The following is a 13,151-nucleotide window of genomic DNA, read 5'->3' as shown; positions in this document are numbered from 1 at the left end:
CACCGCGAGCCGGCAGGGCCGCCCCGGCGCGCCGCTGTGGCGGGCCGTGGCGTTCAGGTCGGGCCTCGACCCGGTCGCCCAGGCGGGCGTCGAGGCCGCGCTCGAAGCGGCCGGCCTGCTCGACCTGTGGCTGCTGCCCGACGGCGGGTTCGACGCGGGCGAGCACGACGCCTTCGCCGTGGCCTCGCTGGCCAAGCCCGCGCCCGGCTACAGCCTCGCCCACGTGCTGTTCACGGAGGCGGACTCGCCGGTGCCCGCCGACACCGTGCTGTCCGGCATCGCGTTCGCGCCCAGCGCGATCGGCGTCGACCATCCGGCGGTCATCGGCGCTGACGGCACCTGGCGGCTCGGCCTCGCGGCGGGCCGCTGGGTCAAGCCCGAGCCCTCCTACATCGGCGCCACCGCCCGCGAGCGGGCCAGGCGCCGCCGCATCGCCGAGCTGGACGACCGGCTCGGCGAGCTCGCGGGCACGATCGCCGAGTGCGACCACCTGCTCGCCGTGGTCGAGGGCGACCGCGACACGCTCGCCGCCGAGCTGCGGCGCAGGCCCGACAGGACGCCGTACGCCGAGGCGGTCCAGGAGCTCGACGGCGCGGTACGAGGCGTCGCGTTGCTCGAGGACCGGCTCCACGCCTGCGAGCAGCGCCTGCACGAACGCGAGCGGGACGTCGCCAGGTCGCTGCGGCGGCTCACCGAGCTGGCCGCGAGCCACGCGCTGCCCGCGGGCGCGCCCGCGCTCGACAACCTGGAAGAGGCCCTGCGCGCCGCGGAGATGACCGGGACCGTCTGGCACGACCGGCGCGCCGGCGCCCGCACCGCCAGGGAACGCGCCGGGCACGCGCGCGAGACGGCCCGCGAATACCAGGCTCTGGCCGTGGCGGCCGTCGAACGCGCCGAGGAGGCCGCGGCCGCCGCCGTCGTCCTGGCGGAGAAGCTGGCCGCCGTCGAGTCCGCGGTCGGCGCCGAGCACCATCAGGTCCTCGAACAACTCCAGGAGACCCAGGCCGCCTACCAGGCCTGCCGCCGGCTCATCAAGTCGGTCAACGAGAGCCTGGCCCAGCTCAACGCCAGGCTCGGCCGGCTCAGGGGAGAGCTCGGCACGGCGTTGGAGAAGCACGCCGAGGCGGGCCGGACGCGGGACGAGGTGTCCGAACGGTTCCGGCGGCTGGCGGCCGGGCACCTGCCGGCGGACGCGCGGGTCACGGCCGAGCCGCCCGCGGGCGCCGGGGCCAGGGCGGTGCTGGAGTCCGCCAGGGCCGTCGCCGAGCAGCTGGCGTCCGTGCCGTACGAGCAGAAGAACGTCAGGGAGGCCGAGGCGCGGCTGCAGGACGCCTTCCACCACGCCAGGGAGGTCCTCGCCGGCCGGGCCGACCTGGAGCTGGCGCCCGACGACGACGTGCAGATGCTGACCGCCACCGTCAGCGGCGTGCGGGCGGGGGCCGCGGCTCTCAGCGCGGCCCTGCGCAAGGAGCGCGACGAGCGGCGCTCCGACATCACCGAGGCGGAGCGTGACCTGTTCGACCGGACGCTGGCCGGCGACACGCGCCGGCACCTGGCCGACCGCATCAGGCAGGCGAGCGCGCTGGTCGAGGGCATGAACCAGCGCCTCGAACGTGTGCGCACCGCCTCGCGGGTGGCCGTGCGGCTGGTGTGGCAGGTCGATCCGGCCCAGTCACCCGGCACCCGCGCCGCCCGCGACCTGCTGCTGCGCGATCCCGCCGGGCTGAGCGAGGCCGACAAGGAGGCTCTCTACGTCTTCTTCAGGGACCGCGTGGAGGAGGCGCGGGCCGACAACTCGTCGGCGAGCTGGGAGGACCAGCTCATGAAGGTGCTCGACTACACCTCCTGGCACCGCTTCGTGGTCAGGCTCGAGCGGGGAGACGGGCAGGGCTGGCAGGATCTGACCAGGAAGCTGCACGGGGCGCTGTCCGGCGGGGAGAAGGCCATCGCACTGCACCTGCCGCTGTTCGCCGCAGTGGCCGCGCACTACCAGACCGACCCGGGGTGCCCGCGCTTCATCCTGCTCGACGAGGTGTTCGTGGGGGTCGACAGGACCAACCGGGGGCAGGTGTTCGACCTGCTGGTCGACCTGGGGCTGGACCTGGTGCTCACGTCCGACCACGAGTGGTGCGAATATCGGGAGCTGGACGGGATCGCGATCCATCAGCTCATCTCGGGAGACGGCGACGACGCGGTGACCACGGCCCGGTTCGTCTGGAACGGCTACCGTACGGTGCCGGCCGAATGATTGTCCCGACCGGGCGGCGCGGCCGGCCCCGCCCGAGCGGGGCCGGCGCCGTCAGCCTCCGAAACGCACGGTCGCGCCCGTCTCGGTGACCTGCACGACGTGTACGGACAGGCCGTTGATGCTGCCCCGGGTGCCCGCGCCGAGGGTGGTGGACGCGCCGGAAGCCGTCGACCGGACCATGACGGCGTCGAACATGCCGGCGACGTTCACCTTGGCGACGCGCACGCTGGAGAGGCGAAAGCGGGGGTCGACGGGGAAGGTGACCGGATCGGTGACCGTGATCGTGCACCTGCCGTCGTAGCAGTCACGCAGGTCGCGCTTCGCGCCGGCGTTCGCGGGGACGGCGAGCGCCGCCGCTCCCGCGACCACGGAAGCCGCGATGGTCAGGGCGGTGATGGCCTTCTTGGACATACAGATCTCCTCTTCTCGCTCCGGATCCGGTACGGAGCGCATCTGCTCCGTAACTCTTCGTGCCCGTAGCAAGGTTTGGAGCTGGACACGGATTGGCAACAATGTGTACCGCCACCGATTCCCCCGGGGGAGGAAAAGGCTTACCGTAGTATGGGAGCGCTCCCAAAAGCCGAAAAGATGTGATGCGCATGCCCCTCCGCCACGGGTCCCCGCCCGCGACGCCGGTCCGGACAGCGGAGCACCTGCTGCCCTCGGTGCCGGCCGGCGTCGGCGAGGCGCGCGCCCTGGTCCGCGCGGACCTGGCCGCATGGGGCCGCGACGACGTGATCGACGACTGCCTCATCATCGTCAGCGAGCTCGTCACCAACGCCGTCCTGTACGGCGGGTCGGCGTACGCGCTCCGCCTGGAGGACCGCGACGGCCGCATCTACGGCGAAGTGTTCGACCCCGGCGACGGCGTGCCGCGCCCGCGTTCGCCAGGGCCCGACGCGCCGTCGGGCCGGGGCCTGCGGATCGTCGCGGCGATCGCCGACGACTGGGGGGTGCGGGCGGCCGACGGCGGCAAGATCGTGTGGTTCTCGGTCACCTGCCCCGCATCAGTGGCCGTGGCGGCTCTCCGGGTGCCGCCGTCAGACGCGGAACATCCTCGCGCCGGACCTCGCGACCATTGACGCGCTCCCGGCTTTCGCGGGGAGCCTGCCCTCCCGTCCAGGTGGGTGACCGGGCCTAGGGCTTCACTTCGGGAGGCGCGGCTTCGGGCCTGCTCCCAAGTGGTGGCGTTCGTGTCCCGACATCTGGGCTCCCCGTTCGCCACGCCGGCGCTGTTCAAGCAGCCGGGCGACCGCTTCCGGTACCCGGTGGCCGGCTGCGCCGACAGGTCTTCGAGAAAACGAGACCAGGTTCGCTAGAACTTGGAACATTTGAATTGCGCTGTCGAAAGATCCTCGGGATCGGTGCCCTTGTTGGAATGCCAGTAGACCTTGAAGTACGTGTTGCATTGATGTTGCCAAGTGAATTTGGTGAGCTCTCCCACCTCGACATACCTCGGCTTGGAGTACTTGTACTGGTAATTCGACTTTCCCGTGCGGATGCCGAAGATTCCCGCACCGTCCCGTCCGGACGGCGGATAGTATTTGGCCTTCAGCCGGTCGCCGTCGCGCGTACCGCACAAGGTCCCCACGACGTTCGTGGTGCACCACCACTTGAGCGACGATTCCGCCTGCGCCGGCAGAGCGATCAGCGGCAACGCCATGACGCCTGCCGCAAGGGCGGCCGCGAGCCTTGTGTGAACCATTTCAGGTGTTCCTCGCTCTCTGCGTGTCCGTAGGAGGCTACGCAGGTGCGGCGGGCGAGGTCATTGGCTCGTGATGCACAGTTCTTGGCGTTCGGTCCACACTTTCCGGCGCTCGCGGGTGCAGCACTCCGGGTGCGATCGGTCAAGAGGCGGGCGACGCCGCATGGCACCGTACGCGGGGTTCAGATCCAGCCGCGCCGGGTCGCCTCCATGGCCACCTGGAAGCGGGTCCTCGCCCCCAGCCGCCGCATCAGCTTCGTGATGTGCCGCTGCACCGTGCGCTCGCTCCAGCCCAGCGCCCGGCTGGCCGCGCGGTCCGTCGCGCCCGACGCCAGGAGGGTGAGCAGCCGTTCCTCGTCGTCCGACAGCTCCCCGTCCGGCGCCGTCATCCGGACGGGCACGCTGCGCTCCCACAGCGCCTCGAACAGCGCCACCAGGGCGTCCAGCAACGGTGACGGGTGGATCAGGTACGACGCCGTGACCGCGTCGTCGCCGGCCCGCAGCAGCGGGATGATGGCCAGCCGGTCGTCGGAGATGGCCAGCTTCATCGGCAGGTCGGCGGCGATCCTGGCCTGTTCGCCGTGCTGCATCCCGGCCGTCACGTCCTCCAGCCAGCCGGGCAGATCCAGCACGCTGGTGTCGTAGATGACGCGATATTTCACGCCACGCCGGAGCAGGTTGAGCTCGATCGGGTTCGACTCGGTGTGCTGCTGCGGAGCGGCGTACGGTGGCCGGTCGAACCCGCGCATCTGCGCCCGCGTGTCCTGTTGCATCTGCACCCACCGGTGGTTGACCTCGTCGCGGCCCGAGACCACCTCGATCAGCTCGCCGGGATGGGCGAAGCGGGTGCTGGCACGGTAGACGTCCATCAGCGACCTGATGTGCGCGCGCACGCCGTCCAGCTCGCGTTCGCGCTCGCGCAGGATGGCCTCCAGGCTGCTGTCGGGCGAGACCGCGACGTAGCGGGTGGGCCGGCCGACCGAGCGGGTTGCCAGTCCGAGCTCCACCAGCGACTGCAGGACGCGCCGCGCGGCCGTGGCGGGCAGGTGGCAGTCGCCGACGATCTCGGTCACCGTCGCCTGCGTCCGGCGGACCAGGGCGTCGTACACCTCCTCGTCCTGGTGGCTGAGTCCGATGGCCTCGAGCACGCCGCTCCTCCCTCGGGTTCGGTTCGGTGTCGGGATCCCGTCATATGACGGGAACTCGCCGTAAACCGATCTTGTCAGGAAATATCGGTAGATGTCAGCGTTCCAGGTGCACCACCGGCCCCAGTGGCCACAGCACCGAAGGAGCGTCATGCCGCCATCCCCCCGCCGATCCGCCAGACGACGCCTGCTCACCGCACTGTTACCGGCCGTTCTGCTCGGCACGCTGACGGCGGGCCCGGCCGCGGCGGACATCCGTACCGCGGAGCCGGAGGCCGCGCCGAAGATCGACCAGAAGCTGACCGCGCAGCTGAAGAGCGCCGGCGCCCGCGTCGAAGCGGCGGTCGTGCTGCGCGCCCCGCGCGTCCTGCCGGCGGCGCCCGCGTCCCGCGCCGAGGCGCGGGAGACGCTGGCGCGGAGCGCCGCGGCCACCCAGGACCCCGTGGTCCGGCTCGTCACGTCACGCGGCGACCAGGTGGTCAACACCTTCTGGCTGAAGAACATGGTCCTCGTACGGGCCACGCAAGGCACCCTGAACGCCCTGGCGGAGCTCGAGACGGTCGAGCGCGTCATCCCCAACTTCACGCTGACCGCGCCCGAACCCGCGGTAGGCGCCACCCCCAAGGCGGCCGGCGCCACCACGTGGGGCATCGCCAAGATCGGCGCCGACAGGGCGAGCGACGAGCGCGGGCTCTCCGGCAAGGGCGTGCGCGTGGCCGTGCTCGACACCGGGATCGACATCACCCACCCCGACCTCCAGGGCAAGCTCGCCACCGCCGACCCCTCCGACCCGAAGCACCCGGGTGGCTGGATCGAGTTCGGCCCCGACGGCAGGCCGGTGGCCTCGCAGCCGCACGACAGCAGCTACCACGGCACCCACGTGGCGGGCACGATCGCGGGCGGGAACGCCTCCGGCACCCGGATCGGCGTCGCGCCCGGCGTCACCCTGATGGGCGCCCTGGTCATCCCCGGCGGCCAGGGCACCTTCGCCCAGGTGATCGCCGGCATGCAGTGGGCGATCGCGCCGTTCACGGCCGACGGCGCCAAGGCGGGCGAGCCGGCCGACATCGTCAGCATGTCGCTGGGCGGCGAGGGCTACGCCGACGAGATGATCCAGCCGGCCAGGAACATCTCCTACGCCGGCGCGTTCCCCTCCTTCGCGATCGGCAACGACTGCCTCCCCGGCCAGTCGAGCAGCCCGGGCAACGTGTACGAGTCCGTGGCCGTGGGCGCGACCGACGTCAACGACGACGTGCCCGACTTCTCCTGCGGCGGCGTGGTCAGGCGGACCGACTGGTTCGCCGCGCCTCCGGAGTGGCCGGACTCGTACGTCGTGCCCGACCTGTCCGCGCCGGGCGTCGACGTGCTGTCGTCCATGCCCGGCGGCGCGTACAAGGCGCTCAACGGCACCTCGATGGCCACCCCGCACGTGTCCGGCACCGTCGCCCTGATGATGGAGGCCCGTCCCGGCCTGACCGCGGACGCCGCGCTGGAGATCCTGACCGGCACGTCCGTCTCCGACGACCGCTACGGTCCGCGCCCGAACCCCCGCGTCGGCGCCGGCCGGATCGACGCCTACGCCGCCGTCACGGAGGCCGCGCTCGAGAGCGGCGTGCGCGGCGTCGTCACCGACGAGCGCACTCGCAGGCCGCTGGCCGGCGTGAAGGTGGCCAGGGCGGACGGGCGCAGCGTCCAGACCGGCGACGACGGGCGTTTCGAGCTGCGGCTGCCCGAGGGCAGGCACGAGCTGACGCTGTCCAGGTTCGGTTACGAGACCAGCGCCGAGACCGTACGCGTCCGGGCCGGCCGCCTCTCCGACGAGCGCGTCGAGCTGGAGCGGACGCGCTGGGGCACGCTCTCCGGCCGGGTGGTCTACGGGCCGACCGGCTCGACGGTGCCCGGCGCCACGGTGACGGTGCTCGACGTGCCCGACGACCTGTCGGCGACGACCGACGGGAACGGCCGCTACACCATCAAGGACGTCCCCTTCGGCGACGGCTACCGCGTCTCGGCGAACGCCGCCGGCATCTCGCGGTCGGAGCCCGTACTGGCGAGCGTCGGCAGGGGCAGGAACACCGCCGACCTGACCCTCCCGCGGCGGCCGGGCACCGAACGGGTGTCGCTGGGCCCCGACGGCCGCCAGGGCAACCACGAGGCGTGGTGGCCGGAGCTGAGCGGCGACGGGAACGTCGTGGTGTTCGCCAGCTTCGCCTCCAACCTCGTCGGCGACGAGGACACCAACGGCGAGCTGGACATCTTCGCCACCGACCTGCGCACCAGGACGACCGAGCGGGTCTCGGTGCCGACCGGCGGCGGCCTGGGCGACTCGTTCTCGTTGTCGCCGACGGTCAGCCACGACGGGAGGTTCGTCGGCTTCAACAGCGGGGCGGCCAACCTGGTGCCCGGCGACACGAACGGCCAGACCGACGCCTTCGTGCACGACCGGCAGAAGAGGACGACGGAGCGGATCTCCGTGTCGTCCGCCGGCGTCCAGGGCGACGGGATCTCCGGTGCGCCCGCGTTCTCGGCGGACGGCCGGCTGGCCGTCTTCGTCAGCGACGCCGCCAACCTCGTGCCCGGCGACACCAACGGCCGCGCCGACGTGTTCCTGCGCGACCGGCAGGCCGGCACGACCGAGCGGATCTCCGTCGCCCAGGACGGCTCACAGGCGGGCAACCAGTCCCGCGAGCCGTCCATCAGCGCCGACGGCCGTTTCGTGGCGTTCCAGAGCGACGCGGACGGCCTCGTGCCGGGCGACGGCAACGGCAGGACGGACGCCTTCGTCCTCGACCGCGGGACCGGCGCGCTCAACCTGGTCGTGACCCCGCACCCGGAGACCGACACCAGGTCCCCGGTGCTCAGCGCCGACGGCACCGCGCTGGCCTTCACCAACGGCGTCGGACTCGGCCAGATCTACGTCCAGGACCTGGCGACCGGCACGTCCGAGCTGGTGTCGGCGAACAGGGACGGAGGCGAGGCCTCCAACATGTCGTTCGCGCCGTCGCTGAGCGCCGACGGGCGCCTGGTCGCCTTCTACAGCCTCGCCGACGACATCGTCGAAGGCGACACGAACAGCGCGAACGACGTGTTCGTCCGCGACGTCGCGGCCGGCACCAGCAGGAAGATCTCCCTGGCCCCCGAGGGAGCCGAGGGCGACGGCGGGTCCGACCTGCCGTCGATCAGCGCCGACGGCAGGTACGTGGCCTTCGAGAGCTCCGCGGCGAACCTCGTCGAAGGCGACACCAACCACCGCTCCGACGTGTTCGTGCACGACCTGGCCCCCGGCCCCGAGCCGCTGTTCGCGCCGAGCGGCCTGGAGATCACCCCGGAGAACTCCCGGTCCGGGCGCGTACGGGTGCGGGCCCGGGTGAAGAACGTGGGCGAGCGGGCCGGCGAGTACGCGGCCGTGCTGCGCGTGAACGGCCAGGAGGACCAGCGGCGGACCGTCCCGCTGCGGCCCGGCCGGAGCGAGCGGGTCTCGTTCGACGTACGGCGCGGCGAGCGCGGCACGTACACCGTCGAGGTCGGGCCGCTGTCGGGGCAGTTCACGATCCGGCGCTGAGGGCGGCGAGCCGCTCCGGCCCGCGCGGGTGAGGAGCGGCTCGCCCACCCAGGCGTCCCCGCGTCGTCCCGAAACCGGCCCGTCACCGGGACCGGCCCGTCACGAGATCGGCCCGTCACCGGGACCGGCCCGTCACCGGGACCGGCCCGTCACCGGGACCGGCCCGTCACGAGATCGGCCCGTGTCAAGATCGGCCCGTCACCGGAGGCCGGTCGGTCACCGGAGGTCCGCCGGTCGAGGGCCGGTCGGTCAGGAGCCGTCGGTCGCGGAAGCTCGCGGGGCGGGGGCCGGTCGGTCGCGGAGGCCCGCTGGTCAGAGGGCCGGTCGGTCGCGAGGCCGGTGGATCAGGAGGCTGGAGTGAGCTCGCCGGAGCCGCGGACGATCAGCCGGGTGGGCACCACCTGCCGGCGCGCCTTGGAGCGGTCGCCGTCCAGCCGCGACAACACCAGCTCAGCCGCCGCGGCCCCCATCCCCGCCGGATCCTGGGCCACCACCGTCAGCGGCGGGTCGAGGACCTCGGCCAGCGGCAGGTCGTCGAAGCCGACGAGCGCCACGTCGGTGCGCCGCGCCCTGGCCAGCGCCACCACCGCGCCCATCGACGCGAGGTTGTTGGCCGCGAACAGCGCCGTCGGCGGGTCGCTCAGCTCCAGCAACCGCATGGTGGCCTGGGCCGCGGCATCCTGGTCGTGCCCGGTCTCCACAAGGGAACGGTCGAAGGGCAGCCCTGCCCGGTCGAGCGCGTCGCGGTAGCCCTGGAAACGTTCGCGGCGGGTGTAGAGGGACGCGGGCAGGTCGCCCACGAAGCCGATGCGGCGGTGGCCGTACGCGATCAGATGGGCGACGCCGGCCCGCGAGCCCTCCCGGTTGGCGCTGACCACGCTGTCGGCGGTCAGCCCCACCGCAGGGCGGTCGAGGAAGACGATCGGCAGCCCGGCCACCCGCTCGCCGCGCAGCCGGCGGTGCTCGCTGGTGGCCGACGGGACGATCATGAGGGCGCTCACCCTGCGGGCCAGGAACGTCGCGATCAGCGACTGCTCCAGGGCGGCCGTCTCGCTCGACGAGCCGACGATGAGCGTCAGCCCTCGGGCCCTGACGGCGCTCTCGACGCCGCCCGCGACCGTGCCGAAGAACGGGTTGCCCATCTCGGGGATGATCAGGCCGATCGCGGCGTCACGCGCGCCCACTCGCATGTTGCGGGCCATCAGGTTGGGCTGGTAGCCCAGCTTCCTGACGGCCGCCATGACGCGCTCACGGGTCTCGACGGCGACCGGGCCGTCGTCGTTGAGCACCCGCGAGACGGTCTTGGCGGTGACGCCGACCTCGCGCGCCACATCTGTCATCGTCGGACGCCGCATCCCGCCCATGCTAGTGGCCCGTCGCAGCAGGGGGCGGAGCGCTCGTACGGGAGCGCATCACGACAGCCCGGCCCGGCGGAGGGCCAGAACACCCCGGTCCGGCGGAGCGCTCGTACGGGAACGTGTCACGACAGCCCGATCGCCTCCGCCGCGTCCTTGTCCGTCACCACGGACTTGCCCTCCGACATCTGGATGGCACCCGTCATGATGGCGACCACCTCCGCCATGCTGTGGTCACCCGGGACGATCTCGGCGACCCTGCGGCCCAGGCGCTGGATGTGGACGCGGTCGGCGATCTCGAACACGTGCGGCATGTTGTGGCTGATCAGCACCACCGGCGTGCCCCGGTCGCGGACCTGCCTGATCAGGTCGAGCACCTGGCCGGACTCCTTGACCCCGAGCGCCGCCGTGGGCTCGTCCATCACCACCACGTTCGTGGCCCACGCCACCGCCCTGGCCACGGCCACGCCCTGCCGCTGCCCGCCCGACAGCGACTCGACCGGCTGGGTGAGCGAGCGCAGCCCGATCTTGAGCTCGGCCATGTGCTTGGCCGACTCCTCGCGCATGCGCTTCTTGTCGAGCATCCGGAAGACCCGCCCGAGGATGCCCGGTTTCCGCAGCTCCCTGCCCAGGAACATGTTCGTCGCGATGTCCAGCGAGGCCGCGACCGCGAGGTCCTGGTAGACGGTCTCGATGCCGTGCCTGCGGGCGTCGAGCGGGTCGCGGAACCGTACCGGCTTCCCGTCGAGCAGGATCTCGCCGGAGTCCGGCTGCAGCGCGCCCGTCAGCGCCTTGATCAGGCTCGTCTTGCCGGCGCCGTTGTCGCCGATGACCGCGAGCACCTCGCCGGGCATCAGGTCGAAGTCGGCGCCGTCGAGCGCGGTCACGTGGCCGTACTTCTTGACCAGGCCGCGCGCCTGGAGCACGGGTGTGGTCATCGGGTCCTCCTGCGGGAGAGCTGGTCGACGGCGACCGCGAGGATCACCAGGATGCCCGTGATGAGCGTCTGATAGATCGACGGTACGCCCATCAGCTGCAGGCCGTTCCTGAACACCCCCACGATGAGCGCTCCCACCAGGGTGCCCAGCACCATGCCCCGGCCGCCGAACAGGCTGGTGCCGCCGAGCACGACCGCCGTGATGCTGTCGAGGTTGTCGGTCTGGCCGGCCTGCGGGTCGCCCACCCCGGTACGGGAGACGAGCAGCAGGGCCGCGATGCCGTACACGAAACCGGCCAGCGTGTAGACGCCCACGGTCAGCCGCCGCGTCCTGATGCCGGTCAGCCGGGCCACCTCGGGGTTGTTGCCCAGCGCGTACACGTGCCGGCCCCACGCGGTCGAGCCCAGCAGGTACGCGAACAGCAGGAACAGCAGGATCGTCAGCAGCGAGCCGTAGGTGACGTTCGTCTGGCCGACCTGGAACGTCTGCCCGAGGAACGTCAGCAGCGGCGGCAGGTCCGTGACGGTCTGCTCGCCGGAGTAGATGTGGGTGAGCGCGAACGCCACGTTCAGCATGCCGAGCGTCACGATGAACGGCGGCAACGAGATCCGCGTCACCAGCAGCCCGTTGACCAGCCCGAACCCGGCGCAGACCACGAGCCCGGCGGCGACCGCGAGCAGCGCGGGCAGGCCGCTCTCCACTGCCAGCTTCGTCATCACGATGCCGCCGAACGCCATGATCGCGCCGTTGGCCAGGTCGATGCCCGCGGTCAGGATGATCAGGGTCTGCCCGATGGCCAGCGTGCCGACCACCATGACCTGCTGGATGATCAGGGAGAAGTTCGTCCCGGTGAAGAACTGGTCGGTGTTCAGGCCGAAGTACAGGCAGGCCAGCAGGAGCGCGGCGAGCGGGCCCGCGACGGGGGTGCTGATCAGGCGGCGCGGCAGCGACGCTTCCATCACGGCCACGATCAGCCCCAGCAGTTCGCCAGGCCGAAGGCGGTGTCCTTGGCCTCGACGCCGTCGGCCGCCTTGTCGGTGATCAGGGTGACGCCGGTGTCGGTGTAGCCGGAGGGCTTCTGGCCGCCCTTGGCGTACGAGGCCACCGCCTTGACGCCGTCCTCGGCCATCTTGAGCGGATACTGCTGGCTGGTCGCGGCGATCTGCCCCGACTGCACGGCCTTGACGCCGGTGCAGCCGCCGTCCACCGAGACGATCAGCACCTCCTTCTCGCGGCCCTTGGCCTTCAACGCCGTGTACGCGCCCAGCGCGGCGGGCTCGTTGATGGTGTAGACGAGGTTGATGTCGGGGGCCTTCTGCAGGCAGTTCTCCATCGCGGTCTGGCCCTTGGCCTGGTCGCCCCTGGTGTCCTGGGAGCAGACGACGGACGGGTCGCCCTCCTGGATGCCGAACCCCTTCAGGAACCCGTCGTGCCTCAGCTGACCGACCGTGATGCCGGGGGCGAGGTCCAGGGTGGCGATCTTGGCGGGTTTGCCGGCCATGGCGGCTTTGGCGTACTGGCCGATCAGCTCGCCCGCCTTGAGGTTGTCGGTGGCGAACAGCGCGTCGGTGGCCTCCTGCGGCTCCGTGGGGGTGTCGAGGGCGATGACGAGCACGCCCGCGTCGCGCGCCTTCTTGATCGCCGGGACGATGGCCTTGGTGTCGCTCGGGGTGATGAGGATGCCCTTCACGCCGGCGGCGACCATGTTCTCGATGGCGGTGATCTGGGCGGCGTTGTCACCGTCGAACTTGCCCGCCGCGCTCATCAGCTCCATGCCGCTGGCCTGGGCCGCCTTCTGCGCGCCCTCCTTCATCTTGACGAAGAACGGGTTGGTCTCGGTCTTGGTGATCAGCCCTACCTTGAGGGCGGCGGAGTCGCTTCCCCCGCCGCTGCCGCCGCAGCCGGTGACGAGAAGCGCGGTGACCAGCAGGCCGGCCGATAGCTTTGCATTCATGGCGCTGTCCTATCAGGGGGGATCCGATGTCATCGTTGACATATGTCAACGTTGACATCTGCCGTGCTGCGATGATGGACTCCGATCCTAGAAACGTCAATGCCCTGCTGCCGTAACGAATCGGCAACATGCCAGAAAGGCAGGCCCGATGATCGCTGTCCTGGGCGAGTGCGTCGCCGACAGCTTCACCACGCACCACCCGGCCGCGCCCAACGGTCCCGCCCCCACCAGACCCCCTCTCTCC

The 13,151-nt window shown here is 71.7% G+C and carries 10 protein-coding genes; 3 read left to right on the top strand and 7 right to left on the bottom strand.

Annotation, left to right across the window (positions count from 1 at the left end):
• Nucleotides 1-2,248, top strand: a 2,248-nt coding sequence (locus tag E1292_RS45610) for a TIGR02680 family protein (protein ID WP_132606034.1), incomplete at its 5' end; no start/stop codon positions are given.
• Between the two features lie 51 nt (nucleotides 2,249-2,299).
• Here E1292_RS45610 and E1292_RS45605 read toward each other — a convergent pair.
• The gene (locus E1292_RS45605) at nucleotides 2,300-2,659 is read right to left on the bottom strand and encodes a hypothetical protein (protein WP_132606033.1); all 360 of its coding nucleotides are present in this window, start codon (nucleotides 2,657-2,659) and stop codon (nucleotides 2,300-2,302) included.
• 182 nt (nucleotides 2,660-2,841) lie between these two features.
• Between E1292_RS45605 and E1292_RS45600 the strand changes: the two genes are divergently transcribed.
• Nucleotides 2,842-3,330 (top strand): ATP-binding protein, encoded by a 489-nt coding sequence (locus E1292_RS45600; RefSeq protein WP_132606032.1) that lies wholly within the window; start codon nucleotides 2,842-2,844, stop codon nucleotides 3,328-3,330.
• 233 nt (nucleotides 3,331-3,563) lie between these two features.
• Here the strand turns inward: E1292_RS45600 and E1292_RS45590 are convergent, their stop codons facing one another.
• Together E1292_RS45590 and E1292_RS45585 are read right to left on the bottom strand one after the other, a co-directional pair.
• Nucleotides 3,564-3,911, bottom strand: coding sequence for a hypothetical protein (locus E1292_RS45590; RefSeq protein ID WP_132606030.1), 348 nt, complete (start codon nucleotides 3,909-3,911; stop codon nucleotides 3,564-3,566).
• Nucleotides 3,912-4,135: 224 nt separating this feature from the next.
• Complete coding sequence (locus tag E1292_RS45585) at nucleotides 4,136-5,101, bottom strand: helix-turn-helix transcriptional regulator (protein WP_165975083.1); 966 nt, start codon at nucleotides 5,099-5,101, stop codon at nucleotides 4,136-4,138.
• Between the two features lie 148 nt (nucleotides 5,102-5,249).
• Between E1292_RS45585 and E1292_RS45575 the strand changes: the two genes are divergently transcribed.
• Nucleotides 5,250-8,660 (top strand): S8 family serine peptidase, encoded by a 3,411-nt coding sequence (locus E1292_RS45575; RefSeq protein WP_165975082.1) that lies wholly within the window; start codon nucleotides 5,250-5,252, stop codon nucleotides 8,658-8,660.
• Between the two features lie 344 nt (nucleotides 8,661-9,004).
• On the opposite strand, the gene E1292_RS45570 is transcribed toward E1292_RS45575, so the two are convergent.
• From E1292_RS45570 to E1292_RS45555, 4 genes are all read right to left on the bottom strand, one after another.
• Nucleotides 9,005-10,015, bottom strand: a complete 1,011-nt coding sequence (locus E1292_RS45570) for a LacI family DNA-binding transcriptional regulator (protein WP_220447385.1) — start codon at nucleotides 10,013-10,015, stop codon at nucleotides 9,005-9,007.
• A gap of 125 nt (nucleotides 10,016-10,140) precedes the next feature.
• Complete coding sequence (locus E1292_RS45565) at nucleotides 10,141-10,953, bottom strand: ATP-binding cassette domain-containing protein (RefSeq protein ID WP_132606027.1); 813 nt, start codon at nucleotides 10,951-10,953, stop codon at nucleotides 10,141-10,143.
• Nucleotides 10,950-11,912 (bottom strand): ABC transporter permease, encoded by a 963-nt coding sequence (locus E1292_RS45560; RefSeq protein ID WP_132606026.1) that lies wholly within the window; start codon nucleotides 11,910-11,912, stop codon nucleotides 10,950-10,952. Before E1292_RS45560 ends, E1292_RS45565 begins: the two co-directional genes overlap by 4 nt.
• Before the next feature lie 11 nt (nucleotides 11,913-11,923).
• Nucleotides 11,924-12,907: a sugar ABC transporter substrate-binding protein gene (locus E1292_RS45555; RefSeq protein WP_132606025.1), complete on the bottom strand. Its 984-nt coding sequence runs from the start codon at nucleotides 12,905-12,907 to the stop codon at nucleotides 11,924-11,926.
• Between the last annotated feature and the right edge of the window lie 244 nt (nucleotides 12,908-13,151).

This window comes from Nonomuraea deserti (assembly GCF_004348685.1).
Lineage (GTDB): Bacteria > Actinomycetota > Actinomycetes > Streptosporangiales > Streptosporangiaceae > Nonomuraea > Nonomuraea deserti.
Note: the sequence above shows the minus strand (reverse complement) of the source record. Positions and strands in the feature narration are given on the sequence as shown.

Coding starts and splice junctions, on each gene's coding strand:
- E1292_RS45605 (WP_132606033.1), bottom strand. CDS start 2,659: ATGTCCAAGAAGGCCATCACCGCCCTGACCATCGCGGCTTCCGTGGTC.
- E1292_RS45600 (WP_132606032.1), top strand. CDS start 2,842: ATGCGCATGCCCCTCCGCCACGGGTCCCCGCCCGCGACGCCGGTCCGG.
- E1292_RS45590 (WP_132606030.1), bottom strand. CDS start 3,911: ATGGCGTTGCCGCTGATCGCTCTGCCGGCGCAGGCGGAATCGTCGCTC.
- E1292_RS45575 (WP_165975082.1), top strand. CDS start 5,250: ATGCCGCCATCCCCCCGCCGATCCGCCAGACGACGCCTGCTCACCGCA.
- E1292_RS45570 (WP_220447385.1), bottom strand. CDS start 10,015: ATGCGGCGTCCGACGATGACAGATGTGGCGCGCGAGGTCGGCGTCACC.
- E1292_RS45565 (WP_132606027.1), bottom strand. CDS start 10,953: ATGACCACACCCGTGCTCCAGGCGCGCGGCCTGGTCAAGAAGTACGGC.
- E1292_RS45560 (WP_132606026.1), bottom strand. CDS start 11,912: ATGGAAGCGTCGCTGCCGCGCCGCCTGATCAGCACCCCCGTCGCGGGC.
- E1292_RS45555 (WP_132606025.1), bottom strand. CDS start 12,907: ATGAATGCAAAGCTATCGGCCGGCCTGCTGGTCACCGCGCTTCTCGTC.